At 71.5% G+C, this 25,739-nt stretch carries 21 protein-coding genes; 4 read left to right on the top strand and 17 right to left on the bottom strand.

Annotation, left to right across the window (positions count from 1 at the left end; all coding sequences use genetic code 11):
• Nucleotides 1–68: 68 nt before the first annotated feature.
• Both ACFWZH_RS19765 and ACFWZH_RS19760 read right to left on the bottom strand, forming a co-directional pair.
• Entirely contained in the window at nt 69–602 is a 534-nt protein-coding gene (locus ACFWZH_RS19765; RefSeq protein ID WP_384432387.1) for an alkyl hydroperoxide reductase, read from the bottom strand.
• Nucleotides 603–607: 5 nt separating this feature from the next.
• Complete coding sequence (locus ACFWZH_RS19760; RefSeq protein WP_384432384.1) at nt 608–1,162, bottom strand: peroxiredoxin; 555 nt, start codon at nt 1,160–1,162, stop codon at nt 608–610.
• A 139-nt stretch (nt 1,163–1,301) separates the two neighbouring features.
• Here ACFWZH_RS19760 and ACFWZH_RS19755 point away from each other — a divergent pair, with 139 nt between their 5' ends.
• On the top strand, nt 1,302–2,261 hold the full coding sequence (locus ACFWZH_RS19755; protein ID WP_384432382.1) for a LysR substrate-binding domain-containing protein: 960 nt from the start codon (nt 1,302–1,304) through the stop codon (nt 2,259–2,261).
• A gap of 4 nt (nt 2,262–2,265) precedes the next feature.
• Here ACFWZH_RS19755 and ACFWZH_RS19750 read toward each other — a convergent pair whose 3' ends face one another.
• From ACFWZH_RS19750 to ACFWZH_RS19710, 9 genes are all read right to left on the bottom strand, one after another.
• Nucleotides 2,266–2,895, bottom strand: a complete 630-nt coding sequence (locus ACFWZH_RS19750; RefSeq protein ID WP_384432379.1) for a Uma2 family endonuclease — start codon at nt 2,893–2,895, stop codon at nt 2,266–2,268.
• Between the two features lie 113 nt (nt 2,896–3,008).
• On the bottom strand, nt 3,009–3,620 hold the full coding sequence (locus tag ACFWZH_RS19745) for a dihydrofolate reductase family protein (protein WP_384432376.1): 612 nt from the start codon (nt 3,618–3,620) through the stop codon (nt 3,009–3,011).
• 120 nt (nt 3,621–3,740) lie between these two features.
• On the bottom strand, nt 3,741–6,155 hold the full coding sequence (locus tag ACFWZH_RS19740) for an FtsX-like permease family protein (RefSeq protein ID WP_384432373.1): 2,415 nt from the start codon (nt 6,153–6,155) through the stop codon (nt 3,741–3,743).
• The gene (locus tag ACFWZH_RS19735) at nt 6,152–6,841 is read right to left on the bottom strand and encodes an ABC transporter ATP-binding protein (RefSeq protein ID WP_384432370.1); all 690 of its coding nucleotides are present in this window, start codon (nt 6,839–6,841) and stop codon (nt 6,152–6,154) included. The genes ACFWZH_RS19740 and ACFWZH_RS19735 overlap by 4 nt, the downstream gene beginning before the upstream one ends.
• A complete protein-coding gene (locus ACFWZH_RS19730) occupies nt 6,838–7,362 on the bottom strand; it encodes a PadR family transcriptional regulator (RefSeq protein WP_384432367.1) in 525 nt (174 codons plus the stop codon). Before ACFWZH_RS19730 ends, ACFWZH_RS19735 begins: the two co-directional genes overlap by 4 nt.
• Before the next feature lie 93 nt (nt 7,363–7,455).
• Entirely contained in the window at nt 7,456–9,789 is a 2,334-nt protein-coding gene (locus ACFWZH_RS19725; protein WP_384432364.1) for an FtsX-like permease family protein, read from the bottom strand.
• Nucleotides 9,786–10,472 (bottom strand): ABC transporter ATP-binding protein, encoded by a 687-nt coding sequence (locus tag ACFWZH_RS19720; protein WP_384432361.1) that lies wholly within the window; start codon nt 10,470–10,472, stop codon nt 9,786–9,788. The genes ACFWZH_RS19725 and ACFWZH_RS19720 overlap by 4 nt, the downstream gene beginning before the upstream one ends.
• Nucleotides 10,473–10,674: 202 nt before the next feature.
• Complete coding sequence (locus tag ACFWZH_RS19715) at nt 10,675–10,953, bottom strand: hypothetical protein (RefSeq protein WP_384432358.1); 279 nt, start codon at nt 10,951–10,953, stop codon at nt 10,675–10,677.
• 73 nt (nt 10,954–11,026) lie between these two features.
• Nucleotides 11,027–11,998 carry an SPFH domain-containing protein gene (locus tag ACFWZH_RS19710; RefSeq protein ID WP_384432354.1) on the bottom strand — a complete coding sequence of 324 codons (972 nt, stop codon included), beginning with the start codon at nt 11,996–11,998 and terminating at the stop codon, nt 11,027–11,029.
• A 309-nt stretch (nt 11,999–12,307) separates the two neighbouring features.
• Between ACFWZH_RS19710 and ACFWZH_RS19705 the strand changes: the two genes are divergently transcribed.
• Complete coding sequence (locus tag ACFWZH_RS19705) at nt 12,308–14,593, top strand: transglycosylase domain-containing protein (protein ID WP_384432351.1); 2,286 nt, start codon at nt 12,308–12,310, stop codon at nt 14,591–14,593.
• Between the two features lie 101 nt (nt 14,594–14,694).
• On the opposite strand, the gene ACFWZH_RS19700 is transcribed toward ACFWZH_RS19705, so the two are convergent.
• From ACFWZH_RS19700 to ACFWZH_RS19675, 6 genes are all read right to left on the bottom strand, one after another.
• Nucleotides 14,695–16,158, bottom strand: a complete 1,464-nt coding sequence (locus ACFWZH_RS19700; protein WP_384432348.1) for a catalase — start codon at nt 16,156–16,158, stop codon at nt 14,695–14,697.
• Nucleotides 16,159–16,328: 170 nt separating this feature from the next.
• A complete protein-coding gene (locus tag ACFWZH_RS19695) occupies nt 16,329–18,782 on the bottom strand; it encodes a SpoIIE family protein phosphatase (RefSeq protein WP_384432345.1) in 2,454 nt (817 codons plus the stop codon).
• Nucleotides 18,783–18,829: 47 nt separating this feature from the next.
• Nucleotides 18,830–19,513: a class I SAM-dependent DNA methyltransferase gene (locus tag ACFWZH_RS19690; protein ID WP_384432342.1), complete on the bottom strand. Its 684-nt coding sequence runs from the start codon at nt 19,511–19,513 to the stop codon at nt 18,830–18,832.
• A gap of 211 nt (nt 19,514–19,724) precedes the next feature.
• Nucleotides 19,725–20,453, bottom strand: a complete 729-nt coding sequence (locus ACFWZH_RS19685; protein WP_384432591.1) for a DUF402 domain-containing protein — start codon at nt 20,451–20,453, stop codon at nt 19,725–19,727.
• A gap of 174 nt (nt 20,454–20,627) precedes the next feature.
• Nucleotides 20,628–22,073, bottom strand: a complete 1,446-nt coding sequence (locus ACFWZH_RS19680) for a class II fumarate hydratase (RefSeq protein ID WP_384432339.1) — start codon at nt 22,071–22,073, stop codon at nt 20,628–20,630.
• Nucleotides 22,074–22,315: 242 nt separating this feature from the next.
• Nucleotides 22,316–23,989 (bottom strand): fumarate hydratase, encoded by a 1,674-nt coding sequence (locus ACFWZH_RS19675; protein WP_384432336.1) that lies wholly within the window; start codon nt 23,987–23,989, stop codon nt 22,316–22,318.
• Nucleotides 23,990–24,214: 225 nt separating this feature from the next.
• Here ACFWZH_RS19675 and ACFWZH_RS19670 point away from each other — a divergent pair, with 225 nt between their 5' ends.
• Together ACFWZH_RS19670 and ACFWZH_RS19665 are read left to right on the top strand one after the other, a co-directional pair.
• Nucleotides 24,215–25,105, top strand: coding sequence for a DUF1707 domain-containing protein (locus tag ACFWZH_RS19670; RefSeq protein WP_384432333.1), 891 nt, complete (start codon nt 24,215–24,217; stop codon nt 25,103–25,105).
• 217 nt (nt 25,106–25,322) lie between these two features.
• Nucleotides 25,323–25,682 (top strand): WhiB family transcriptional regulator, encoded by a 360-nt coding sequence (locus tag ACFWZH_RS19665; RefSeq protein WP_384432330.1) that lies wholly within the window; start codon nt 25,323–25,325, stop codon nt 25,680–25,682.
• The last annotated feature ends 57 nt before the right edge of the window (nt 25,683–25,739 follow it).

Here is a 25,739-nt window from a genome sequence, read left to right as displayed (position 1 = left end):
GTCCACACACGCGAAACCCCGCGGGACACACCGTGTCCCGCGGGGTTTCGCGTGTGTGGCGTTGCCGATTACTCGGCGAGCGCGGCCTCGGCGTCCAGCGTGGCGCCGACGGCCTGCAGGACGGACGCGATCTTCACGGCCTCCTGGATCGTCTCGCGGTCCACACCGGCCTTGCGCAGCACCTGCTCGTGCGAGTCCAGGCACATGCCGCAGCCGTTGATGGCCGACACGGCCAGCGACCACAGCTCGAAGTCGACCTTGTCCACGCCCGGGTTGCCGATGACGTTCATCCGCAGGCCGGCGCGCAGGGTGCCGTACTCCGGGTCCGACAGCAGGTGCCGGGTCCGGTAGAAGACGTTGTTCATCGCCATGATGGCGGCGGCCGACTTGGCGGCGGTGTACGCCTCGGCGGAGAGGTTCGCCTTCGCCTCGGGCTCCAGCTCGCGCAGCACCTTCGGCGAGCGCGAGGCGATCGCGCAGGCGAGCACCGTGCCCCACAGCTGCTGCTGCGGCAGGTCGCTGTTGCCGATCACCGAACCGAGGTTCAGCTTCAGGTCCTTGGCGTAGTCCGGAACCGCGGACTTCAGGTCATCGAGAGCCATGGGTCTCACTCACCGGCCAGCAGGGAGACCGGGTCGAGGGTGTCCTCGCCCTTGCTCCAGTTGCACGGGCACAGCTCGTCCGTCTGGAGGGCGTCGAGGACCCGGAGGACCTCCTTGGGGTTACGGCCGACGGAGCCGGCGGTCACCATCGTGAACTGGATCTCGTTGTTCTGGTCGACGATGAAGACGGCGCGCTGCGCGAAGCCGTCCTCGCCCTCGATGCCCAGGTCGCGCATCAGCTCGTGCTTGGAGTCGGCGAGCATCGGGAAGGGCAGGTCGGTCAGGTCCGGGTGGTCCTTGCGCCAGGCGTGGTGCACGAACTCGGAGTCGCCGGAGAAGCCGAGGATCTGGGCGTCACGGTCGGCGAACTCGTCGTTCAGCTTGCCGAACGCGGCGATCTCGGTCGGGCACACGAAGGTGAAGTCCTTGGGCCACGCGAAGACGATCTTCCACTTGCCCTCGTAGGTCTTGTGGTCGATCTGCTCGAACTCCTTGCCCTTCTCCAGCGAGACACAGGCGGTCAGGTCGAACTCGGGGAACTTGTCACCGACAGTGAGCACACGCTCTCCTTGTACGCAGAAAGTCCCTTGTGGGGACTTTCGGTCTTTCCTTGAGGCTTGGACGGGTTACACCGTGCCACAGCTGGCATTGATCAGGGAAATAGCTAGACTGGTTGATGTTGATCGGAGGTGGTTATCAGTGGCTTCACCGGCGAGTCACGGCGGCCGGCCCCGCCAGCCCAGCCTGGCCCAGCTGCGGGCGTTCGCCGCGGTGGCCGAGCATCTGCACTTCCGTGAGGCGGCGGCCGAGATCGGCATGAGCCAGCCCGCGCTGTCGGGGGCCGTCTCGGCGCTGGAGGAGGCGCTCGGTGTGCAGCTCCTGGAGCGTACGACCCGCAAGGTGCTGCTCTCCCCGGCGGGGGAGCGGGTGGCGGCCCGCGCCCGAACGGTCCTGGAGGCCGTCGGCGATCTGATGGAGGAGGCGGAGGCGGCCCGCGCCCCCTTCACGGGCGTGCTGCGCCTCGGCGTCATCCCGACCGTCGCGCCCTACCTCCTGCCGGCCGTGCTGCGTCTGGTCCACGACGCCTACCCCGACCTGGACCTCCAGGTGCACGAGGAGCAGACCGCCTCCCTCCTGGACGGCCTGTCCCACGGCCGCCTCGACCTGCTCCTGCTGGCCGTTCCGCTCGGCGTCCCGCAGGTCACCGAACTCCCGCTGTTCGACGAGGACTTCGTCCTGGTCGCCCCCAAGGACCACTGGCTCGGCGGCCGCGGCGACATCCCCCGCCAGGCCCTGCAGGAACTGGACCTGCTGCTGCTCGACGAGGGCCACTGCCTGCGCGACCAGGCCCTGGACATCTGCCGCGAGGCGGGGCGGGATGAGAACACCCCCGTGACGACGAGCGCGGCGGGCCTGTCCACACTGGTGCAACTGGTGGCCGGCGGGCTGGGCGTGACCCTGCTCCCGCGTACCGCGCTCCGGGTGGAGACCGCCCGCAACGACCAGCTGACGACCGGCTACTTCGCGGACCCGGCCCCGTCGAGGCGGATCGCCCTGGCCATGCGCACGGGCGCCGCCCGCCAGGAGGAGTTCGAGCAGTTCGCACAGGCGCTGCGGGGGGCGCTGCGGGGGCTGCCGGTGCGGATGGTGAAGGGGTGAGGGGTCAGGCTTCGCGTGGGCTGCGGCGCCTGGCGTCTTCCAACACCTGCGCGACGTCCAAGGTGACCTCGCCGCCGATCGATTCGGGCAGGGTGACCTTCTCACCGGCCACATGGATGCGGTGCGAGCCGTAGCCGTCCTCGATGGGTTCGGTGAGGACATGGAGTCGGTTGTGCTTGCGATCGAGGATCACATACACGGGTACCCTCGCCGCTCCGTAGGCGGCGACCTTCTTGCGCAGGTCGTTGGCGTAGTTCCCGGATGTGATCTCCAGGACCATCCTGAACGATGCCGGATCGACGCACTCGAACTGGATGACATGGTCCTGGAAGTCCGCGTCTACCACGGAGAGGTCAGGAATGGCGAAGTCCTCCGGGCCGTCCGGCAGCCACAGGCCGAGGCCTTCGAGGACTTCCGTTTCGCCGCCGTCCAATCCTGCGGCGATGAAGGGGCGCCTGAGGCGGGACAGCCCCTTCGCGTGAGCAGGGTCCGGGGGTGGGGTCACGGTGAGAACGCCACCGAGGATCTCGACGCGGTGGCCGGGGAGCTGCTCCATGAGCTGGTCGGCCTGTTCGAGGAGCGTCAGTGACCTGTGGCCGTGCGTGTAAGGACCCTCGACAGCTGCTGCGGACATTGCATGCCTCCCGTTGGCTGGTGCCGAGGTCATCATCGTAGGGCCGGGCGCCCGCACGCGTCTTGTACGACAACGTTCACTCGTTCGAGCGGGCGGGCGCCCCAGGGGCCGTCTTACGCCTCGGTCGATGCCCGGGTGTAGGTCAGGAACGCCGCGCCGCTCTTGAGGACCGTGTGCTCGGTCAGGTCCCAGGTGCGCGGGTCGAAGGTGGTGTCCCGGGAGAAGAGGGGGATGCCGTTTCCGATGGTGAGGGGGCCCAGCTTGATCAGGAGCTGGTCGATCTCCGGGTAGAGGACGCCGGCGAGCTCGCTGCCGCCCAACAGCCAGATGTCCTTGCCCGCCTCGGCCTTCAGCTCGCGCACCTTGGCGACCGGGTCGGTGGCGACCAGTTCCACGGCCGGGTCCGGGCTCTCGGTGAGGGTGCGGGAGAAGACGAGGTGGCGCAGGTGGGGGTAGGCGTCGGTGACGCCGGCCTGCAGACCGATGTCGTAGGTGCGGCGGCCTTCGAGGACGGTGTCGAAACGGGTGCCCTCCGCGGTGACGCCGAGGGCCGAGCGGGCCTGGACGGGCAGGATCTCGGGGAGTTCGGTGATCAGGTGCTGCAGATAGTCCTCGGCGATCGGCCAGAAGCCGTCCGGGCCGGTCGGGTCGGCGCCGTCCGGGCCGGCGATGAAGCCGTCGAGGGTGGACGCGATGCAGTAGACGAGTCGGCGCGGTGCGCGCATGAGGAGCCCCCGTGTGTCGGTCGGCGCCAAAGCGGCGCCGGTGGTGGGGACATGATCTCCCATGATCGCCCGCGCCCCGACCCCGGTCCGGCCGCCCCCGGTCCGGCGGCATCGGCAGGCTCACTCCGTCCGCAGCCCCTGCGGCCGCATCATCCGCCACAGGGGCGGCAGGCTCAGCGCCGTCACGAAGAGGATCACCCCGCCGCCGATGCCGGTCATCGCGCCGACCCCCGGCCAGTCCACGACCACCGCGCTGTCGATGATCGACAGCAGCAGCGCGCCCAGCGTCAGCCCGCAGCCCAGTGCCAGGCCCAGGCCGAGCACCACCGGGATGGCCGTCTGCCACAGCACCGACCAGCCCAGGGTGGCGCGGCGGGTGCCGTACGCGTCGAGGACGGACAGCAGGCGGCGCCGCTCGTAGAGCTGCTCGACGGTGGAGATGATCAGGCCCGCGCCGATCAGCAGCAGGGTGATCACGGCGCCGACGAACAGGCCGTCGCGGACGCTGGTGTACTGCTCGTCGTGCGGGTTGTCGACCGCGGAGAACTCATGCATCGTCGGGTCGATCCGGGCCGCGGTGTTGCGGATGTGCTCCACCGCGTCCGGGGTGGCGCGGTCGAAGCCGACCTTCAGTTCCATGGTGCCGCCGTTGAGCCGGGCGAGGTCGATCGCGGACGGGGTGATCAGCAGGTCGTAGCGGAGGCGGTCGGGGCCGGGGCCGGGCGCGAGCAGCCGGGCGGGGCGGGTGGTGTCGGGGATCTTCCAGGGGCGCGGCGCCACCGGATCGTCCTTCAGGATCGGGGCGTTGAGGTCGAGGGTCGCGCCGGGCCGCGCGGCGGCGTCGCGGTGCGGGGCGTCGGTGAGGTAGACATCGCCGTCCCGGCAGGACCCCAGGCGGGCCAGTTTGCGCAGTTCGGCGCAGCTGCCGACGGCGAGCGTGGAGTGCGGTGCGTCGGACGCGGGGCGGCCGGCGGCCGGCATCCGGCCGGCGAGTGCGTCGATGGTGCCGCGGACCGCGGTCACCCCGGGGGTGGCGTCCAGTGCGGCCAGCGCCCGCTCGGTGCGGTGCCAGTCCTTGGCGTTGCCCCACAGGCCGATCTGCGGGAGCTTGCCGGACTCGGCGTAGGCCTGGGCGTAGCCGGCCTGCATCCCCGTCATCAGCATATGGATCGCGATCGCGCCGGCCACCGCGACGGTGATCCCGCTGACCGCGCGGGTGGCCGGGCCGCTGCTCACCTGCAGGCGGCGGACAGCCAGTTGCCAGGGGACCGGGCCGCCGTGCAGCCGGCCCACCACCGCGTCCACCAGCCAGGGCAGCAGCGCGGTGACGCCGAACAGCAGCAGCATCGCACCGGTCGCGAGCCGGAAGGTGTTCAGCGGGGTGCCGCTCCAGGGCTCCTCCCAGGCCAGCGGGGCCAGCGCCGCGACGCCCACCACGGGCATGGCGAGCCGCCACCACAGCCGGCGCCGCACGGGCGGGCGGTCGCGGACGACGCCCAGCGGCTCGACGGTGACGGCGCGCTGGGCGAACAGGGTCACCAGCACCGCCGCCGCCGGGACCAGCAGCGCGATCAGGGCCGCGGCCAGCGGGCCCGGCGTCAGGTCCGAGGGGAAGACGTTGATGCCCCACAGCGTGATCACCGAGGCGAACCGGCGGCCGCCCAGGAACAGCGCGGTACCGCCGGCCAGTCCCAGCAGCGACCCGAACAGCGCCTCGCCGGAGGCGATCCGCCGGGTGGTGCGGACATCGGCGCCGACCAGGCGCAGCGCGGCCAGCCGGCGCTCGCGGCGCTCGTTGCCGAACCGTACGGACGTCCCGATGAAGACCATCACCGGCGTCATCAGCGCCACACACGTCATGATCACCAGCAGCACGGCGGGCGCCTGCATCGGCGTGGGGTCCCAGCTCTTGCCGAAGTGGTCGATGCGGTAGCCGTCGGGCGCGGCCAGGGTGGCGCTCTGCGCGAAGAAGGTCAGCTCCTGCGGGCCGAGCAGGCCCTGGTCGCCGATGGTGCCGGCGGTCTTGTAGGGCAGCCGCTCGCGCAGCAGGGCGTTCTCGGGGGAGTCCAGCAGCTTCTTGAGCGCGGGGGACACCAGCATCCGGCCGGGTCCGGGCAGATGCCGGACGCCGGGCGGCAGGGGCGGATGCGCGCCGTCGGGGCGCACCAGCCGGCCGCGGATCGGTGTACCGCGGAACGTCGTGTCGACCGAGGCGTAGCGCAGGGTGTCGTCGGCGGCCCCGGGCTCATGGCGCTGGCCGAGGTTCTCGCGGTCCTGCTGCCGGCCGTGGAAGGAGTCCATCATGGCCGGGACGGACGAGCCGAGCAGCAGTACGGCCACGCCCAGGGCGACGCCGGCCGCGGTCAGCGCCGTACGGATCCAGCCCTCGCGGCCGCCGCCGGCCGCGAACCGCATGCCCATGAGGAGGTCGCGGGCCCAGACGGCGGGGCCGCCGCGCGGGGTGGCGGGCGGCTCGGTGGGCGCGGACGCGGTGCGCGCGCGCCCGCCGCCGGCGGGGGAGCGCAGCGGGCTCATACCAAGCCCGCCAGCATGTCCTTCACTTTGCCGTCGCGGACGACGATCTCCCGGTCGGAGTAGGCGGCGACCCGTGACTCGTGGGTGACCAGGACGACGGCGGCCCGGGTGTCGCGGGCGGCGTCGGTCAGCAGGGTCAGCACGCGTTCGCCGTTGAGCGAGTCCAGGGCGCCGGTGGGCTCGTCGGCGAAGACCACCCGGGGCCGGTTGACCAGCGCGCGGGCGACGGCGACCCGTTGGCCCTGTCCGCCGGAGACCTCGCCGGGCCGCTTGTCCCGGATGTCGTCGACCTCCAGGCGCTCCAGCCAGGTGCGGGCCTGGCGTTCGGCTTCCTTGCGTTTGGTGCCGTTGAGTCGCAGGGGGAGTGCGACGTTCTCCAGGGCGGTCAATTCCGGTACGAGTTGGCCGAATTGGAAGACGAAGCCGAAGTCGGTGCGGCGCAGGGCGCTGCGTTGGGCGTCGTTCATGGCGGTCAGTTCGCGCTCGCCGTAGCGGACGGTGCCGGAGTCGGGGGCGATGATCCCGGCCAGGCAGTGCAGCAGGGTCGACTTGCCGGAGCCGGAGGGGCCCATGACGGCGACGACCTCGCCCGGGTGGATGGAGAACTCCACGCCGTCCAGCGCGGGCGTGGGGCCGTACGCCTTGCCCAGCCCCTCCGCCGCGAGCAGGGATCCCTCCGGAGTCATGCGCGGACCGCCTCCGCCAGCTTGCCGAGCCGGGCGGCGGTCAGCTCCAGCCAGCGCAGATCGGCCTCCAGATGGAACAGCGCGTGGTCGCAGATCAACTGGTCGGCGAGGTCGCCGCCGCGCTTGCGCTCGGTCAGCCCGCGCATCAGCCGCAGATGTTCGGCGCGCTGGGTGTCCAGCAGCTCGGCGGCGTCGCGGTCGGTCAGCAGCGCCAGGACGACCTTGGTGTAGAGCGTGGACTGCAGGTACGGCTCGGGCTTCTCGGGACGGGCCAGCCACTGGGCGACATCGGTGACACCGGCGTCGGTGATCGCGTACCGCTTGCGCTCGGGGCCGGCGCCGGCCTCCACGCCGTCGACCTCCACCAGGCCGTTCTTCAGCAGCCGGGACATCGTGGAGTAGACCTGACCGTAGTGCAGCGGGCGGTCCTGGCCGAAGTGCTCGTCGAAGGCCCGCTTGAGGTCGTAGCCATGGCGGGGGCCGGACTCCAGGAGGCCCAGCAGCGTATGACCGATTGACATGCCGACCACCTTACTCGTGGGTGTATCGCTGGTGTATACGCACGCTGTATAGAGGTAGTCCCGGGGCCCGGCACACGGGCCCCGGGACGCCGGTCACTCCGTCCGCAGCCCGTCGGGGCGCATCATCCGCCACAGCGGCGGCAGGCTGAAGAGGGTCACCAGCACGACGAGCGCGGCACCGGCCGCGGGCAGCGGCCAGACCACCGACCAGTCGAAGGCCGACTTGCCCGCCATCCTCAGCAGCGCCACGCCCAGCCCGGCGCCGCCCGCCAGCGCCAGGGCGAGTCCCAGGGCGACGGGGACCGCGGTCTGCCACAGCACCGACCAGCCGAGCGTCGCCCGCCGGGTGCCGAAGGCCACCAGCACCGACAGCAGCCGGCGCCGCTCGCGCAGTTGCTCCAGCGTCGTCACCAGCATGCTGGCGGCGATCAGTGCCAGCGTCGCGGTGGCGGCGATCAGCAGGCCGGTGCGCACACTGGAGAACTGCTTGTCGCGCTGAAGGTCCTGCAGCGTGTGGACGGCCATCTGCGGGTCGATCCGGGCGGCGGTGTTGCGTACGTACTCGGCGGCGTCGGCGACCCGAGGATCGGTCCTCACCATCGCGCGGGCCGTCGGGTCGTCCAGCGCGGCGGTGTCCAGGGCGCCCGGGGTCGCGAAGATGCCGAAGGCCATCTGGCCCGAGGGGTCCTTGCGGGAGTCGACGACGCGGGCGGACTTCGGGACGGTCCACAGCCGCGGGGCGCCGCCGGGTTCGCCGGTGCGCACGTCCCGGTTCAGCAGCACCCGGGCGCCGGGCCGCGCGGTCTGGAAGATGTAGTCGCTCTCGACCATGCCGTTGCTGTCCTTGACGACGAAGACGTCGCCGTCCTTGCAGGAGCCGGTGTGCGCCAGCTCGCCCAGGGTGGGGCAGTCGCCGACGGTGACCTGGGTGGTCGGGGCGAAGTCCTCGCCCTTGCGCACCGGGCCGGGCCGGGAGGCGGAGGACTCGATGGTCGCGATGACGCCGCGTACGCCCTCGGTGCGGCGGAACTCGCCGATCATCTTCCGGATCGTGGCGACGTCATGGGAGGGCAGTGCCACGCTCAGCTGCGCCCGGGTGGGATCCTGCCCGGTGACCTTCAGGAAGTCGTGCTGGATCGCGGAGAAGAACAGCTGCAGCGCGATGGCGCCGGCGACCGCGACGGTGATGCCGCTGACCGCGCGGGCCGCCGCTCCGCTGCCCAGCTGGAGCCGGCGGGTGGCCAGCTGCCAGGGCACCGGGCCGCCGGTGAGGCGCCCCACCACCGCCTCGACGAACCAGGGCAGCAGCAGCGTGATGCCGAACAGCACCAGCACCGCGCCGCCCGCGATCAGATACGGGTCGACCGCCGTGTCGTCGCCGACCCGCCCGTTGGACAGCAGCACGGCGATGCCCACGAGCGGCAGCGGCAGCCGCCACCACAGCCGGCGCCGCCGCCCGACGCTGTTGCGCACCACGCCCAGCGGTTCGATGGCCACCCCGCGCAGCGCGAAGAGGGTGACGCCGACGGCGCAGAGCGGGACGGCGACGGCGACCAGCGCCGCCAGGGCCGGGGCCGGCGTCAGATCGCCGGGGAAGGCGTTGACGTCCCAGACGGTGACCGAGCCGGCCGCCTGCCGTACGGCCAGGAACAACGCGGTGCCCAGCAGCAGCCCGCAGACCGCGCCGAACAGCGCCTCCCCGGCGGCCGTCCAGCGCACCGTCCGGGTGTCGGCGCCGATCAGCCGCAGCGCCGCCAGCCGCCGGTCGCGCCGCTCGCCGCCGAAGCGGACCGCGGTGGCGATGAAGATGGCCACCGGCATCAGCAGCACCACACAGGCCACGATGATCAGTACCAGCAGTACCGGGTCCATCGCCTCGGGCTCCGTCCGGCTTCCGAAGCCGTCGATGCGGAAGGCGCCGTGCTCGGTGGTCAGGGCGTCGCTGACCGCGTAGTACGCCAGCTCGCCCGGCCCGACCAGGCCCGGCTCGCCGATGGTGCCGGCGGTGGTGAAGCGCAGCCGCTCGCGCAGCAGCTTGCCCTCCGGTGCCGCGAGCAGCTCCGCGAGCGCGGGGGAGACCACCATCTCGCCGTTGCGCGGCAGTTCGCGTACGCCGGGAGGTGTGGGGGCGCCGGGCCCGTCGGGGCGCAGCAGCACGCCCCTGACCGACTGGCCGCGGAAGGACGTCTGGGCGTCGGCGTAGAGCAGGGTCGACCCGGAGCGCTCGATCGGCCGCTCGCCGGCGATGGCCACCCGGGCGTCGCCGCGCTGCTGGCGGGCGTCGAGGATCTGCGGGATCGACGCGGCGCCGAGCAGCAGCAGCACCCCCAGCCCCACCCCGATGGCCGTCAAGGCCGTACGGACCCAGCCCTCGCGGCCGCCGCCGGCCGCGAAGCGTACGCCCATGGCCAGGCTGCGGGCCCTCATGCCGCGCCCGCCGTCTCCCGGGCCACGCCGTCGCGGACGACGATCTCCCGGTCGGAGTAGGCGGCGACCCGTGACTCGTGGGTGACCAGGACGACCGCGGCGCTGGTGTCGCGGGCGGCGTCGGTCAGCAGGGTCAGCACCCGTTCGCCGTTGAGCGAGTCCAGGGCGCCGGTGGGCTCGTCGGCGAAGATCACCCGGGGCGTGCCGGCCAGCGCGCGGGCGACGGCGACCCGCTGGCCCTGTCCGCCGGAGACCTCGCCGGGCCGCTTGTCCCGGATGTCGTCGACCTCCAGGCGCTCCAGCCAGGTGCGGGCCTGGCGTTCGGCTTCCTTGCGTTTGGTGCCGTTGAGTCGCAGGGGGAGTGCGACGTTCTCCAGGGCGGTCAATTCCGGTACGAGTTGGCCGAATTGGAAGACGAAGCCGAAGTCGGTGCGGCGCAGGGCGCTGCGTTGGGCGTCGTTCATGGCGGTCAGTTCGCGCTCGCCGTAGCGGACGGTGCCGGAGTCGGGGGCGATGATCCCGGCCAGGCAGTGCAGCAGGGTCGACTTGCCGGAGCCGGAGGGGCCCATGACGGCGACGACCTCGCCCGGGTGGATGGAGAAGTCCGCGCCGTCGAGAGCGGGGGTGGAGCCGTACGCCTTGTGCAGCGCGCGGGCGTCGAGCAGGGAACCGGCCGGGGTCATCCGCGGGCCTCCGGGAGTGCGGGCAGGGGGCATCGCCCTGTGTGTCCTGTGGGCATGCCGAGCACTCTACATGAGGTGTATACGCACGATGTATAGACGCGGTGTTCAGTGGTGGGCCGCGCCCCCGGGGAGGGGCGCGGCCTCCGGATGCGGTGTCCGGGTGCGGTGTCCGGGTGCGGTGTCCGGCGCGCCGGTGCCGGGCTCAGTCCCGGGGCGGGTCCGGCTCCGGCGCCTTGGGTGGCCGCCCGCGCCGCGGGATCGCCCCCGCCCCCCGGGGCAGCCGCCCCGCCTCCGACAGCGCCTTGCGCAGCAGGAACTCGATCTGCGCGTTGGCGCTGCGCAACTCGTCGTCGGCCCAGCGGGCCAGTGCGTCGTGGATCAGCGGGTCCAGCCGCAGCAGCACCTGCTTGCGCCGCTGCGGCGGGCGCGCGGGGGTCCGCCCGCCCTCGGCGCCGGACCCCTCGGGGGCGTCGGCGCTCATGCCGAAGCCTCGCTTCGCCCGGCCTCACCCGCGCTCGGCGCGCACCCTTCGACGGTGTGCTCGCTGCGCTCGCTCACTGGTAGAGCGAGCCCGTGTTGAGGACCGGCTGGGCGGCCCGGTCGCCGCAGAGCACCACCATCAGATTGCTGACCATGGCCGCCTTGCGCTCCTCGTCCAGCTCGACGATGCCCTGCTCGTTGATCCGGTCCAGCGCCATCTCGACCATGCCGACCGCGCCCTCGACGATCTGCTGGCGGGCCGCGACCACCGCACCGGCCTGCTGGCGCTGGAGCATCGCGGAGGCGATCTCGGGGGCGTAGGCGAGGTGGCTGAAGCGGGACTCGATGATCCGTACGCCGGCGGCCTGGACGCGGGCGGTCAGTTCCAGGGCGAGCTTCTCGGTGATCTCCTCGGCGTTGCCGCGCAGCGACAGGGCGTCCTCGTCGTGCGCGTCATAGGGGTACTCGATCGCGATGTGCCGGACGGCCGCCTCGGTCTGGGTGGCGACGAACTCCAGGAAGTCGTCGACCTCGAACAGCGCCTGGGCGGTGTCCTCGACCTGCCAGACGACGATCGAGGCCAGCTCGATCGGGTTGCCGTAGGCGTCGTTGACCTTCAGGACCGCGGTCTCGTGGTTGCGCACCCGGGTGGAGATCTTGCGGGCGGTGGTCAGCGGGTTGACCCAGCGCAGCCCGTCGGTGCGGATCGTGCCGACGTACCGGCCGAAGAGCTGGATGACCCGGGCCTCGCCGGGCGCGACCATCTTCACGCCGGTCATGCAGAAGAAGGAGCCGAGCAGCACCAGGACGCCGGCGATGACCAGCGGTACGCCGGTCGCGTTGTGGCCGGCGTTGCCGAGGACGCCGCCGGCGATGATCGCGGCGATGCCGAGCCCCACCCCGAGCACGGTCAGCAGCAGGGCGAGGCCGCCCGGGATGCTGTGCGCCGGGGTCTCGCGGACCTGCGGGCGCGGCATCTCGGGAGCGTCCACCGCGAGCTCGCCGTCAGGGCCGGTGGTGGGCTCGGTCGTTGTCTGGTCGGTCATGAAGGTCCCCGTTTCTCCGGATGCGGCACGTGATGTCCGCCGCAATCGGTGATGTCGCTGGTCTAGCAAAGTGATAGCACTTTAACCAGGGGGAGGTGCGGGTGTCCACCGGTGCGCAGAGGGTCTTTCGTCGGTAAGTCCGCAGGTGAAGCGGGGGCGACGCAGAACACCCACCTTGAGGTTCCGTCGGCGTGGGTGCTGTTTGTCACGCCAGGAAAAGCCTTGATCGATGAGTATTTGTTGACAGATGCGGTGTTAGCTTCAACAGCTGAGTTAGCTGGGGGCGGAACGACTGGAGTTGTCGAAGCGATGGGCCGTGCGGAAGCGAGAAGGGCGCGACAGGGGAGCGCCCGCCGGACCAAACCGAAACAGGGGAAGTCCGGTATACGCCGCCTCTTCACCTGGAAGAAGATCCTCGGAACCTTCCTCGGGGTGTGCCTGCTGGGCATCCTCGGCTTCGTCGGACTGTACCTGTACGTCGAAGTGCCCGACGAGGGCAACAAGGACGCCCAGCTGCAGAGCAACGTCTTCAAGTACGCCGACGGCAAGGTCATGGCCCGGGTCGGCGAGCTCAACCGCGAGAGCGTCCCGCTCGACCGGATACCCAAGGACGTCCAGTACACCTTCGTCGCCGCGGAGAACAAGACCTTCTTCGACGACTCCGGCGTCGACCTGAAGGGCACCGCACGCGGCATCCTCAACACCCTGCTGGGCCGCGGCAAGCAGGGCGGCTCGACGATCACCCAGCAGTACGTCAAGAACTACTACCTGAGCCAGGAGCAGACGGTCAGCCGCAAGCTCCAGGAGATCGTCATCTCGCTCAAGGTGGACAACAAGCTGGGCAAGGACAAGATCCTCGCCGGCTACATCAACACCAGCTACTACGGCCGCGGCGCCTACGGCATCCAGGCCGCCGCCCAGGCCTACTACCGCAAGGACGTCGAGAAGCTCACCGTCTCGGAGGGCGCCTACCTCGCCTCGCTGCTCCAGGCGCCGAACCAGTACGACTGGACCCTGGCGTCCAAGGACGGCCGGAAGCGGGTCCAGGAGCGCTGGGCCTACACCCTCGACAACATGGTCGAGATGCACTGGCTCTCCAAGGAGGAGCGCGCCAAGCAGCGGTTCCGGGTCCCCAAGCCCCCCAAGCCGCTGCCCGGTCTGACCGGCCAGACGAGCTACCTGGTGGCCGAGGCCAAGAAGGAGCTCTACGCCCAGGGCGTCGACGAGAAGCAGTTCGAGCGCGGCGGCTGGACGGTCACCCTCGGGATCGAGAAGGACAAGCAGGAGGCGCTGGAGAAGGCCGTCAAGCGCCGGCTGACCGACGACCTCAAGCCCAAGACCCGCAAGGTCGACGCGGACGCCCAGCTCGGCGCCACCTCGGTGGACCCCAAGACCGGCCACATCGTGGCGATGTACGGCGGCGAGGGCTACCCCAAGCACTACACCAACAACGCCACGCGCTCGGACTACCAGCCGGCGTCCACGTTCAAGCCGCTGATCCTCGCCTCGGCGATGGAGAACAACGCGGTCACCCAGGACCAACTGCCGATCAACCCGAACACGATCTACGACGGCCGCAACCGCCGCCCGGTCGTGGGCGGGACCATCCCCTTCGCCCCGCCCAACGAGGACGAGCAGGAGTTCGGCAAGATCAGCGTCCAGACGGCGACCAACAACTCCGTCAACGCGGTCTTCGCGCAGATGGGCCAGGACGTCGGGCTGGAGAACGTCAAGAAGACCGCGGTGAGCCTGGGCATGGACGGCTCCAAGATGGAGGCCCGGCCCGCCATGACGCTGGGCTCCATGGGCGCCAGCCCGCTCCAGATGGCCGGGGCCTACGCCACCCTCGACAACCACGGCAAGAAGGTCACCCCGACGCTGGTGACCAAGGCCGTGCACCCCGTCGACGGCGTCGACACCCAACAGCAGTTGAAGGACCCGATCGGCGAACAGGTCCTCAGCCGCACTACCGCCGACACCATCACCTCCGTCCTGGCGGGCGTGGTCAACGACGGCACGGCCACCTCCGCCGTGAAGAACACCGCCTACCACGCGGTCGGCAAGACCGGCACCTCCGACGACAACAAGTCGGCGTGGTTCGTGGGCTACACGCCCAAGCTGGTCACCGCGGTGGGCATGTTCGGCGAGTCCCCCAAGGGCGGCGCCCAGGTCACCCTCAAGGGCACCGGAGGCGGCGGCCGGGTCAACGGCGGCGGCTATCCGGCCCAGGTGTGGGCGGCGTACAACGAGGACGTGCTCGGCGGCGACACCGGCGCGGACTTCGACCTCGACACCGACCTCGGCGCCGGGGTGCCCCCGACCAGCACGCCCACGCCGAGCAACACCCCCTCGTCGACCCCGACGCCGTCCGGCACGCCCAGCGGTACGCCGACGCCGACCCGGACCCCGACCGGTACGCCGTCGCACTCCGAGACCGGCCGGCCCACCGGCCGCCCCTCGCCGAGCGACTCCTCGTCCGGTCCGCCGACCGGCGGCACGACCGGCGGTGACACCACCGACGGCGGGACGACCGACGGCGGCACCGGGGAGGACACCGGCGGGACCGAGCCCAACAGCCTGCCCGGCTTCCACTGACGCCGGACCCCGCACGCCGTGCGCGCACACACCGCGGCCCCCGCCTCGATGGGCGGGGGCCGCGGTGCGTCTGCGGGCGCTGGGCCGGCGCTGTGGCGCCCTCAGCCGCCGTTCACCTTCTTGGCGATCCGGTCGCCCACGTTCTTGTCGATGTTGCGCCAGTACTGCAGCGCACGCTCCAGCACCGGCGCGCTGACGCCGCTGCGCAGATGGCCGGAGACGTTGCCGACCAGGCGGTCGCGGGCGGCGTCGTCCAGCACCTCGCGGACCATCGTGCCCGGCTGGCCGAAGTCGTCGTCCTCCGCGCGCAGCGAGTAGGCGTTTCGGACCATCTCGCCGGCGGTCTCCCAGCCTGCGGCCGGGTCGAAGCGCTCGGGGTCGGCGGCCGGCCCGCCCTTGGAGTTCGGTGCGTACGGCGCGCTCACCCGGGCGGGGTCGAAGCGCATCGGGCCGTCCTTGGCGTAGGAGTGCACCGGGACGTGCGGCCGGTTCGGCGGCAGCTGGGCGTAGTTGGGGCCGATGCGGTACCGGTGGGTGTCCGGGTAGGAGAAGATCCGGCCGAGCAGCATCTTGTCGGGCGAGACGCTGATGCCGGGGATGAGGTTGCTGGGTTCGAACGCGGCCTGCTCGATGTGGATGAAGAAGTCGTCCGGGTTCTTGTCGAGGGTCATCCGGCCGACCTCGATCAGCGGGTAGTCCCCGTGCGGCCACACCTTGGTCAGATCGAACGGGTTGAAGCGGTAGTCCGCCGCGTCCTCGAACGGCATCACCTGCACATACAGCGTCCACGAGGGGTGGTTGCCGCCCTCGATCGCCTCGTGCAGATCGCGCCGGTGCGCGTCGGGGTCCGATCCGGCGAGGCGGTCGGCCTCCTCCTGGGTGAGGAAGTCGATGCCCTGGTCGGTCTTGAAGTGGTACTTGATCCAGAACCGCTGGCCGCCCTGGTTGATCCACATGTAGGTGTGGGAGCCGTAGCCGTTCATGTGGCGGTAGGTCCTGGGGATGCCGCGGTCGCCCATCAGCCAGGTGACCATGTGTGCGGACTCCGGGGACAGCGTCCAGAAGTCCCACTGCATGTCGTTGTCGCGCAGGCCGTTGTCCGGCCGTCGCTTCTGGGAGCGGATGAAGTCCTGGAACTTGATCGTGTCGCGGACGAAGAAGACCGGCGTGTTGTTGCCGACCAGGTCGTAGTTGCCTTCCTCCGTGTAGAACTTGAGCGCGAAGCCGCGCGGGTCGCGCCAGGTGTCCGGGCTGCCCTGTTCACCGGCCACGGTGGAGAAGCGGGCCAGCATCTCGGTCTTCTTGCCGGGCTGGAAGACGATCGCCTTGGTGAACTGGCTGACGTCGTTGGTGACCTCGAAGGTGCCGTACGCACCCGAGCCCTTGGCGTGCACCACCCGCTCGGGGACCCGCTCGCGGTTGAACTGGGCCATCTTCTCGATCAGGTAGTGGTCGTGCAGCAGGATCGGGCCGTCGCGCCCGACGGTGAGCGAGTGCTCGTCGCTCTCCGCCGGGACCCCGGCGTTGGTCGTCGTGCGCGGGACGTCGCGAGCGGTGCTGGTCATGGGTGGAGATGCCTCCCATTCGACTGGGGTGTCGGGGCGGTAGGTGCCGTAGGCCCCTTTTGCCCACCCAAGCAGTCAACGCCTCCGACGGCATGTCGGCAAGAGTTGGACCCCGTCCGGTCTCAGACGGGGTCCAACATGTGGGATGCGGGCCGGGCGCCCGCCGGACGTCAGCGGCGCACCGACCCCGGCGGCATCGACAGCTCGAACCAGACGACCTTTCCCATGCTCAAACGGGTCGCGCCCCAGCGCCGCGCCATCCGGTTGACGAGGTACAGGCCCCGCCCGCCCTCGTCCGACGGCCGGGCCTGGCGCAGCCGCGGCAGCTGCGGGACGTCGTCGCCGACCTCGCAGCGCAGCACGTCCGTACGCAGCAACCGCAGCGTGATCGGCCGCTCCGCGTACCGCACCGCGTTCGTCACCACCTCGCTGACCAGCAGCTCCAGCTGGTCGGTCAGCTCCTCCAGGCCCCAGCGCGCCAGCGCCCGCCGGGCCAGCCGGCGCGCCTGCCCCGCCGTCTGCGCCTTCGGATCGAGATACCAGTACGCGACATCGCTCGGCGCGATCCCGTCGAACCGGGCCGCCAGCAGCGCGATGTCGTCATCGCGGTCGCCGGGCCCCAGCATGTCCAGCACCTCGTCGCACAGCGGCTCCAGCGGTGGCGGATGGGGGCCCGTCAGCCGTGCCGTCTCCGCCAGCCGCTCCCGCAGCTGCTCGATACCGGTCCACACGTCGCGGATCCGCGACTCGACCAGGCCGTCGGTGTACAGGACCAGCGTGGCACCGGCCGGGGCGTCCAGCTCCACCGCCTCGAAATCCACCCCGCCGACGCCGATCGGCGCGCCCGACGGCACCCGCAGCACCTCGGCCCGCCCGCCGCGGTGCAGCATCACCGGCGGCGGATGGCCCGCGTTGGCGATGGTGATCCGGTGCGCCACCGGGTCGTAGACCGCGTACATGCAGGTCGCCATCCGGTCCGTGCCCAGCCGCTGGGCCTGCTCGTCGAGGTGGTGCAGCACCTCCTGCGGCGGCAGGTCCAGCCCCGCCAGGGTCTGCGCGGTGGTCCGCAGCTGGCCCATGATCGCGGCCGAGGTCATCGAGTGCCCCATGACATCGCCGACCACCAACGCCACCCGGCTGCCCGGCAGCGGGATCGCGTCGTACCAGTCGCCGCCCACCCGGGCCGTCTCGGCGGCCGGCAGATAGCGGCTGGCCAGCCGGACCCCGGTCGGCTGCGGCAGCGAGTCGGGCAGCATCGTGCGCTGCAGCGCGTCGGCGATGTACGCCTCGCGGCCGTAGAGCACCGCCTTGTCCACACCCAGCGCGGTGTGCGTCGCCAGCTGCGCCGCCACCAGCAGATCGTCCGGTTCGAACGCCGGCCGGTCCGGGCGCCGCAGGAACACCGCCGCACCGATCACCCGCCGCCGCCCGCGCAGCGGCGCCAGGATCACCCGGTGCCCGCCGGGCAGCCGCGGATCGGGCCCCAGCAGCTCGGGCAGCGCCGTACGCGCCGCCTGCGCCTCGCCGAACAGCGGCCGTACGCCCCGCAGCACCTCGGCCAGCGGACCGCCGGGCCGCACCTCCGCCAGCTCCGCGGCGCTGCCGCCCATCGCCGGCCCCAGATCGGGCTGTGCGGGCAGCATCGGCAGCCGGCCGCCGTTGGTGTCCGGCTCCTCCGGAATCCGGTCGGTACGCCGCAGCCGCAGCACCACCGGGCCGGTCGGACGCTCGTCGCCCACCGGCAGCGGATCGCGCAGATAGACCAGGATCGCGTCGGCGAACGTCGGCACCGTCGCCCGGCACAGGCCGAGCACGATCTCGTCGAGGTCTATGCCGCGGGCGATCCGCCGCGTCGCCGCCCCGATGAACCGCAGCCGGTCGCCGCCCGCCTGCCGGGCCGCCGCCACCTCACCGCTCTCGCCCGGGTGCGCCGAGCGCGCCGGGGGAGCCGGCGGCAGCGGAGCGGGCGGCAGACTCTCCGGCGGGCCCGCCGGAGCCGGTACCTGCGGCCCGGCCGCCTCCCCGGCCGCCGCCAGCGCCTCATCGCCGCCCCGCGGCCGCGACCGGCCACCGCCACCGGGGCCGCCGCCCTCGCGCGGGCGCCCGACGCCCTTCTCCCGCGGACGCTGCCCGTGGTGCGGCTCCTCGCCCGACTCGGGCGCCCCGGCGCGGTTCACCGCGCCCGGCATCCGCCGCCCGGCCCGAGCCGTCTCCCGCCCCGCGTCCGGCGCGCCGCCTTCCCGCCCGCTCGCCGGCATGGCTACCTCCCCGTATGAGTCGCCGTACGCCTCCCCGTACGGGATGGCGGCGCCGTCGCGCGCCGCCCCATGGTCCGCGACCGGCTCGTCGTCGGCGTGGCCGAAGTTCCCGGCACGGCCGGCCGGCGGCCCCGCCGAGGCCGTGACGGCGGCACCGGACAGGCCGAGGTCGTCACCGCCGCGCACCGCGAAGCCGCTGCCCGGTACCGGGCTGACGCCGGTCGCGGCGGGCTGCTGCAGGGCGCTGCGCGGGTCGGGGACCGCGCCGAGCGGCGCCGTCCCGCCCGGCCCCCGCGCAGGGGACGCCGAGGGCGCGGCGGTCGAGGCCGACCGCCGCGATTCGTGGGAGGTGGGGTGCTCCGTCACGCGTGGGATTCCATCCGTCCGGGGCTGCGCGCTCGACGCGCTGCGTCTCAGGCGCTTCGCAGGTGCAGAAAGAGCTGGATCTCGGGTGGTACGTCCGTACTCGCCGGGGCGTATGCGTAGGCATCCTCCCCGACGACGTCGAAGCCCGCGTCGTGCACGACCCGGCGCAGGTCGTCCCGCAGGTAACCCGATACCCGGATCGAGTTGCCCAGGAACGGAATCGTGAAGTCGTCCACATCCGCCTCGACCATCGACAGGGCGAGCAGCCCCTCGGGGCGTAGCAGATCATGCAGCATGCCCAGTGCGTAAGGGATTTCGGCACGAGGCAGCATCAGAAGGGAGAAATAAGCGGCGATTCCGTCAAAAGAACCGGCCCCGCCGAGCCGGCCGCCGCGCAGATCGGCGATGTCCAGCCGGTGGAATTCCGCGCCGGGGACGTTGTCCCGGGCCAGTTTGACCATCGAGGGGGAGAGGTCGACCCCGACGACGCGGTGCCCGGCCTCCGACAACTGACGGGCGGTCGGCAGGCCCGTTCCGCATCCGAGGTCCAGGATGCGCGAGCCGGCCGGCAGGGCACCGGCCAGCCAGGCGCCCGAGGCGAGCTGGCCCTCCTTGTGGGGGAAAGCGTCGTCATACCGGTCGCCGATCGCGTCGAACGCCTCGGCCTGACCGGCCCGGTCCAGTGCTAACCGGTTCAGACCCTCGTACCCGTCGTAGCTCTTCGCGCTCACGACCTCGCCCCTCCTGTGACCGCGGTCAAGTTCGTTTTCCCGTTCTGGAGTTGCGCCTGTGCAGTCTTGCGGAGGACGATCCTACGTTTGAAGCCCCAGGGCGCAGCAAGGGGGCTCGGCCCCGCTTCTCGCATGGCGGGAAACAGCTTTGCCCATAGGCGCACCTTTCCACGGTTCGCCCCCTTCACTCCCGTCGATTCACTTCACACCCTCACGACCGCAAACGTTCCGGCACCCGGTCCCAGTCCTCGGGCAGTCCCGGGACGCCCCAGGCCGGATCGGGCCGCCAGTCCTCCCACCCGTCGGCGAAGGGCCCGCGCCAGGCCGAGATCTGGGCGATCGCCGCCCGTCCGGCCGATCTGACCTCGGCGGCCCGTGCGGGCGTCATCAGCCCGTCCCGCTGCGCCTGCGCGAACTCGTCCTCGTCCCGCCACTCCCAGTGCCGGTCGGGGTAGACGCAGATGTCGAGGAAGTGGTCCTCGGAGTCAATCCCGCCGGCCCAACGGCGCCGCGGCTCCTCCAGGTTGACGTACCAGTTCTTGAACTGCCAGCCGCGTTCCCAGAACAGCCACACCGACCAGGGATCGCCGGGCCGCGCCAGCTTCAGCACCCCCGTGCCGAACCACTGGTCGCGGACGGTCCGGCGGGGTTTGGTGTAGCGGGTGGACAGCGGTTCGCGGTGCACGGGCGTGCCGTCGGCCAGCACCGGCTTGACGCAGGGGGTGCCGGGCGCCATCCACGCCGCGAACAGCTCGGGGGTGTCCTGCACCACGGTCATCGGACGGCAGATGTGGAACTGCTCGGGATGGGCGTTGTCGCGATAGCGCCACAGGATGTGCTCCCCCACGGCCCAGCGCCCCGCCGCCGTGCCGTCCACCGCGCGCCTCGCCCCGGCCGCTTCGCCTTCGCCGGCCGTCTCGCCTTCCGTCGTGTCCACCATGTCCGCTGTCATGCGCAGATCTTAGAGGCGCGGGATTACGGCCGCCGTGACTTGAGCCGCACCCGGCGTTACGAGCGCGGTAACGCGCGCCGCGCACGCCGTTACGAACGGGCGCCGGCGACGCGCGCTACGGGGTGCGCCGCGGCCGCGCGCCAGGGGCGCGGCGAACGCGTGCTACGGACGGGTCATCCGCAGCACGTCCAGCGCCTCGTCCAGCTGCTCTTCGGTCAGCAGCCCGCGCTCGACGTACCCGCCCTCGATGACCACCTGGCGAATGGTCTTCCGCTCGGCCAGCGACTTCTTCGCGACCTTCGCGGCCTCCTCGTACCCGAGGTACTTGTTGAGCGGAGTGACGACCGACGGCGAGGACTCCGCGTACTCCCGCGCCCGTTCGACGTTCGCCGTGATCCCCTCGACCGTACGGTCCGCCAGCAGCCGCGCCACGTTCGCGATCAGCCGGACGGACTCCAGCACGTTCCTGGCGATGACCGGCAGCATCACGTTCAACTCGAAATTGCCGGCCGCTCCGGCCGCGGCCACCGTCGCGTCGTTTCCGGTGACCTGCGCCGCCACCATCAGCACCGCCTCGGGAATCACCGGGTTGACCTTCCCCGGCATGATCGACGACCCCGGCTGCAGATCCGGCAGCGCGATCTCCGCGAGCCCGGTCCGCGGCCCCGAGGCCATCCACCGCAGATCATTGGCGATCTTCGTCAGGCCCACGCCGATGGTCCGCAGCTGGCCGCTGGTCTCCACGATGCCGTCGCGCGCCCCCTGCGCCTCGAAGTGGTCGCGCGCCTCCGTCAGCGGCAGCCCCGTGGCCCGTGCCACCTCGGCGATCACCGCCGCCGAGAATCCGGGCGGCGTGTTGATGCCCGTGCCCACCGCCGTACCGCCCAGCGGCAGTTCCGCCAGCCGCGGCAGCGAGGCCCGCAGCCGCTCCACGCCGTAGCGGACCTGGGCCGCGTACCCCCCGAACTCCTGCCCCAGCGTCACCGGCGTCGCATCCATCAGATGCGTCCGCCCGGACTTCACCACGTCCGCGAACTCCGCCGCCTTCCGCTCGAGCGCCGCCGCCAGATGCTCCAGCGCCGGAACGAGGTCGTTCAGCACGGCGGAGGTCGCCGCGATGTGGATCGACGACGGAAAGACGTCATTGGACGACTGACTGGCATTGACGTGATCGTTGGGGTGCACGTCCCGCCCCAGCCGCTCGCTCGCCAGCGTCGCGATGACCTCGTTGGTGTTCATGTTCGACGACGTCCCGGAGCCCGTCTGGAACACGTCGATCGGGAAGTGCTCGTCCCACCGGCCCTCCGCGACCGCGGCGGCGGCCTCCTGAACGGCCTCGGCGATGTCCTTGTCCAGCACCCCCAGCTCGCCGTTGACCTTGGCGGCCGCCCCCTTGATACGGGCCAGCGCCTCGATGTGCGCCCGCTCCAGCCGCTGCCCGGAGATCGGGAAGTTCTCCACCGCGCGCTGCGTCTGCGCCCGCCACTTGGCGTGCGCGGGCACCCGCACCTCGCCCATGGAGTCGTGCTCGATCCGGAAGGCGGTGGAGCCGCCGGGGCCGGGGGTGTCGCCGGGGCCGTCGACGCTGCCGAAGTCGTTTTCGCTCATACCTGTTTCAGTACCCGAGCCCCCCGATCTGTTCCCGGATCCCGAAATCCGCTCACCTAACGGCGCAGGGAGGCATGCGGTCATGATCTGTTCACGTAACGGGTGGTGACGGGGCGTCACAGGTCGGATGACGCATCGTTCGAACGGTTTGCCGATTCGGGGGCCGGCGCACCGGAAGCGGAACGGCCACCACCCACTCCGTGTGGATGATGGCCGTTCGTGCCGCGGCGCGCTGCGTCGGGTCAGTCGGCCCGGCGCACCGGGATGCTGGTGAACGTCGGCGCCGGGGCCGGGTCCTGGAAGAAGTCGTTGCCCTTGTCGTCGACGACGATGAAGGCGGGGAAGTCCTCGACCTCGATCTTCCAGACGGCTTCCATGCCGAGCTCCTCGTACTCCAGGACCTCGACCTTCTTGATGCAGTCCTGGGCCAGGCGGGCGGCCGGGCCGCCGATGGAGCCGAGGTAGAAGCCGCCGTGCGCGGCGCAGGCGTCGGTGACCTGCTGGGAGCGGTTGCCCTTGGCCAGCATGACCTTGGAGCCGCCGGCCGCCTGGAACTGCTCGACGTAGGCGTCCATACGGCCCGCCGTCGTCGGGCCGAAGGAGCCGGAGGCGTAGCCCTCGGGGGTCTTGGCCGGGCCCGCGTAGTAGACCGGGTGGTTCTTGAGGTACTCCGGCATCTCCTCGCCGGCGTCCAGGCGTTCCTTGATCTTGGCGTGGGCGATGTCGCGGGCGACGACCAGCGTGCCGGTCAGCGACAGGCGGGTCTTGACCGGGTGCTTGGTCAGCTCGGCCAGCACCTGGTCCATCGGGCGGTTGAGGTCGACGGCGATCGCGTCGAGGTCCGGGCCCGCGCCCTCGGTCAGTTCGGCGTCGGTGGTCTCGGGCAGGAAGCGGGCCGGGTCGGTCTCCAGCTGCTCCAGGAAGACGCCCTCGGCGGTGATCTTCGCGACGGCCTGGCGGTCGGCGGAGCAGGAGACGGCGATGGCGACCGGGCAGGACGCGCCGTGGCGGGGCAGGCGGACGACGCGGACGTCGTGGCAGAAGTACTTGCCGCCGAACTGCGCGCCGATGCCGATCTTCTGGGTGAGCTCGAAGACCTTGTCCTCCAGCTCCTTGTCGCGGAAGCCGTGGCCCGTCGGGGAGCCCTCGGCGGGGAGCTCGTCCAGGTAGTGGGCGGAGGCGTACTTGGCGGTCTTGAGGGCGTACTCGGCCGACGTGCCGCCGACGACGATGGCGAGGTGGTACGGGGGGCAGGCGGCCGTGCCCAGCGAACGGATCTTCTGCTCCAGGAACTTCATCATGGAGGCCTCGTTGAGGACCGCCTTGGTCTCCTGGAAGAGGAAGGACTTGTTGGCGCTGCCGCCGCCCTTGGCCATGAACAGGAACTTGTAGGCGCCGCCGTCGGTCGCGTACAGCTCGATCTGCGCCGGGAGGTTGGAGCCGGTGTTCTTCTCGTCCCACATCGTCAGCGGGGCCATCTGCGAGTAGCGCAGGTTCAGCTGGGTGTAGGCGTCGTAGATGCCGCGGGAGAGGGCTTCCTCGTCGCCGCCCTCGGTCAGGACGTGCTGGCCGCGCTTGCCCATCACGATCGCGGTGCCGGTGTCCTGGCACATGGGCAGCACGCCGGCCGCCGCGATGTTGGCGTTCTTGAGCAGGTCGAGCGCGACGAAGCGGTCGTTGGCGCTGGCCTCGGGGTCGTCCAGGATCTTGCGGAGCTGGGCGAGGTGGGCCGGGCGCAGGTAGTGCGAGATGTCGTGCATCGCCTCGGCGGCCAGCTTGCGCAGCGCCTCCGGCTCCACCTTGAGGAACGTACGGCCGTCGGCCTCGAAGGTGCTCACGCCCTCCGAGGTGACGAGTCGGTACGGGGTGTTGTCCTCACCTACGGGGAGAAGGTCGGTGTAGGCGAATTCCGGCATCGAAGGTCATTCCTTACTCGGAGGGGTCCGGCTGGCATCTACGGCAGCGCCTGAACAGCGTAGAACCCCGACCGGCGGACGCCGCTGTGAGGTAAGGCTCAGTCGGCGGCCGGTCCGGGCCCGCCGCGGTCGCTTCCGGCCGCCGCCGAAGCGAGCGCCCGGTGATCGTGAACGGGACCTGTGGATCCCTAGTCGCGATCTATCGCGTTTCGGTACGCTGGGGTGGTGGATGCAGACAACGGGGGACGACCGGGCCCCGAGACCCCGCCCGGACCGCTTCAGAAGCACGACCCGCGGCCGGAGCAGGCGCCCGAGCCGCAGCCGGTGAAGCTGACCGAGCCGGCGGCCGCGCCGGTGGCCCAGGCCGACATGCGGGCGTCCGACGCGGACCGCGACCGGATCGCCGGGATCCTGCGCGAGGCGCTGGCGGAGGGCCGGCTGGATCCCGAGGAGCACGCCGAGCGGATCGACGCGGTCTTCCGCGCCAAGACGATGGGCGAGCTGGAGCCCGTCGTCCGGGATCTGCCCGTGGCGGACGGCGCCCGCACGAAGCCGGCGGACGCGGGGACGTATGCGTACGAGCCCGGCGGCCCGGCCCCGGACCAGAACCTCGTCGCGATCTTCAGCGCCTCCGTCCGCAAGGGGCGCTGGCGGGTCCCCGCGCGGATCAACGCGGTCGCGATCTTCGGCAGCGTCGAGATCGATCTGACCGAGGCGGTCTTCCCGCAGCAGCAGGTCCAGATCAACGTCACGGCCATCTTCGGCAGCGTGGAGATCCGGGTCCCGGAGAACGTCACGCTGCGCAGCAGCGGATCCGGCGTGCTGGGGAACTTCGAGATCCACACGAACGAGGCGGAGGACGCCGACGCCCCGCAGCTCCTGGTCAACGGCTATGCCGTGCTGGGCAACGTGGAGGCCAGGCCGAAGCGCGGCGCCTGGGTCGGCGATCTGCGCGACCGGCTGCGCGAGGGCCGCCGGGAGATGCGCCGGCAGCTGCGCGAGGAGCACCGCGAGCGCCATCAGCAGTTGCGCGAGGAGCAGTGGGAGCGGCACGTACGCATACACGCCGACCGGCGCGAGCGCCGGGACCGCTTCCGCAAGGGACTGGACGACTGACGGCTCCCTCCCGGCGGCGAAGCGCGGGCGACGGACTATTTTCTCGTTTTCGCGAAGTCTCGTTTCCGCACGATCGCCACGGTGTGCATAAGCGTGCGCACCGTGGGTAGGGCTGGTGCATCGTCTCTCGTACGGCTGCGGGGTGCGGAAAAAGGCCGTGCGCAGCGAGACGGGCAAGGGTGATTTCTCTCGCCGAAGCCGTCGTCAGGAGTAGACCGTGCTGCTACCGCATCAGCCCCTGCAGGATGCCGCTGTCGTTCCGTCCCCGCGAGTGCCTGCGCGCGACGAGGCCGGCCCCTGGCATTCGGAGGCGGTGTGCCGCCGGGACGAAGCCGGGCTGTTCTTCGCCCCGTCCAAGGAGCCGACCGCCGCGCGGCTGGCCAGGGAAGAAGCCGCGAAGCGGGTCTGTGCCCGCTGTCCGGTGATGGTCGAGTGCCGGGAGCACGCGCTGCTCCAGCCGGAACCGTACGGCGTGTGGGGCGGTCTGACCGCGGCCGAACGCCGGGTCGTGCTGACCCGTCGGCGCCGCCGCGAGTCCGAGCTGCAGCGCACGGCCCATATCCCCGCCGCGGGCTGACCGCCGGGACCGTATGGGCCACTTCGCCCCCGCCGGAGCTTCTCCGACGGGGGCGAA

The sequence above is a fragment of the Streptomyces sp. NPDC059008 genome (genome assembly GCF_042749045.1).
Lineage (GTDB): Bacteria > Actinomycetota > Actinomycetes > Streptomycetales > Streptomycetaceae > Streptomyces.
This window is presented reverse-complemented; position numbering and strand designations above follow the sequence as displayed.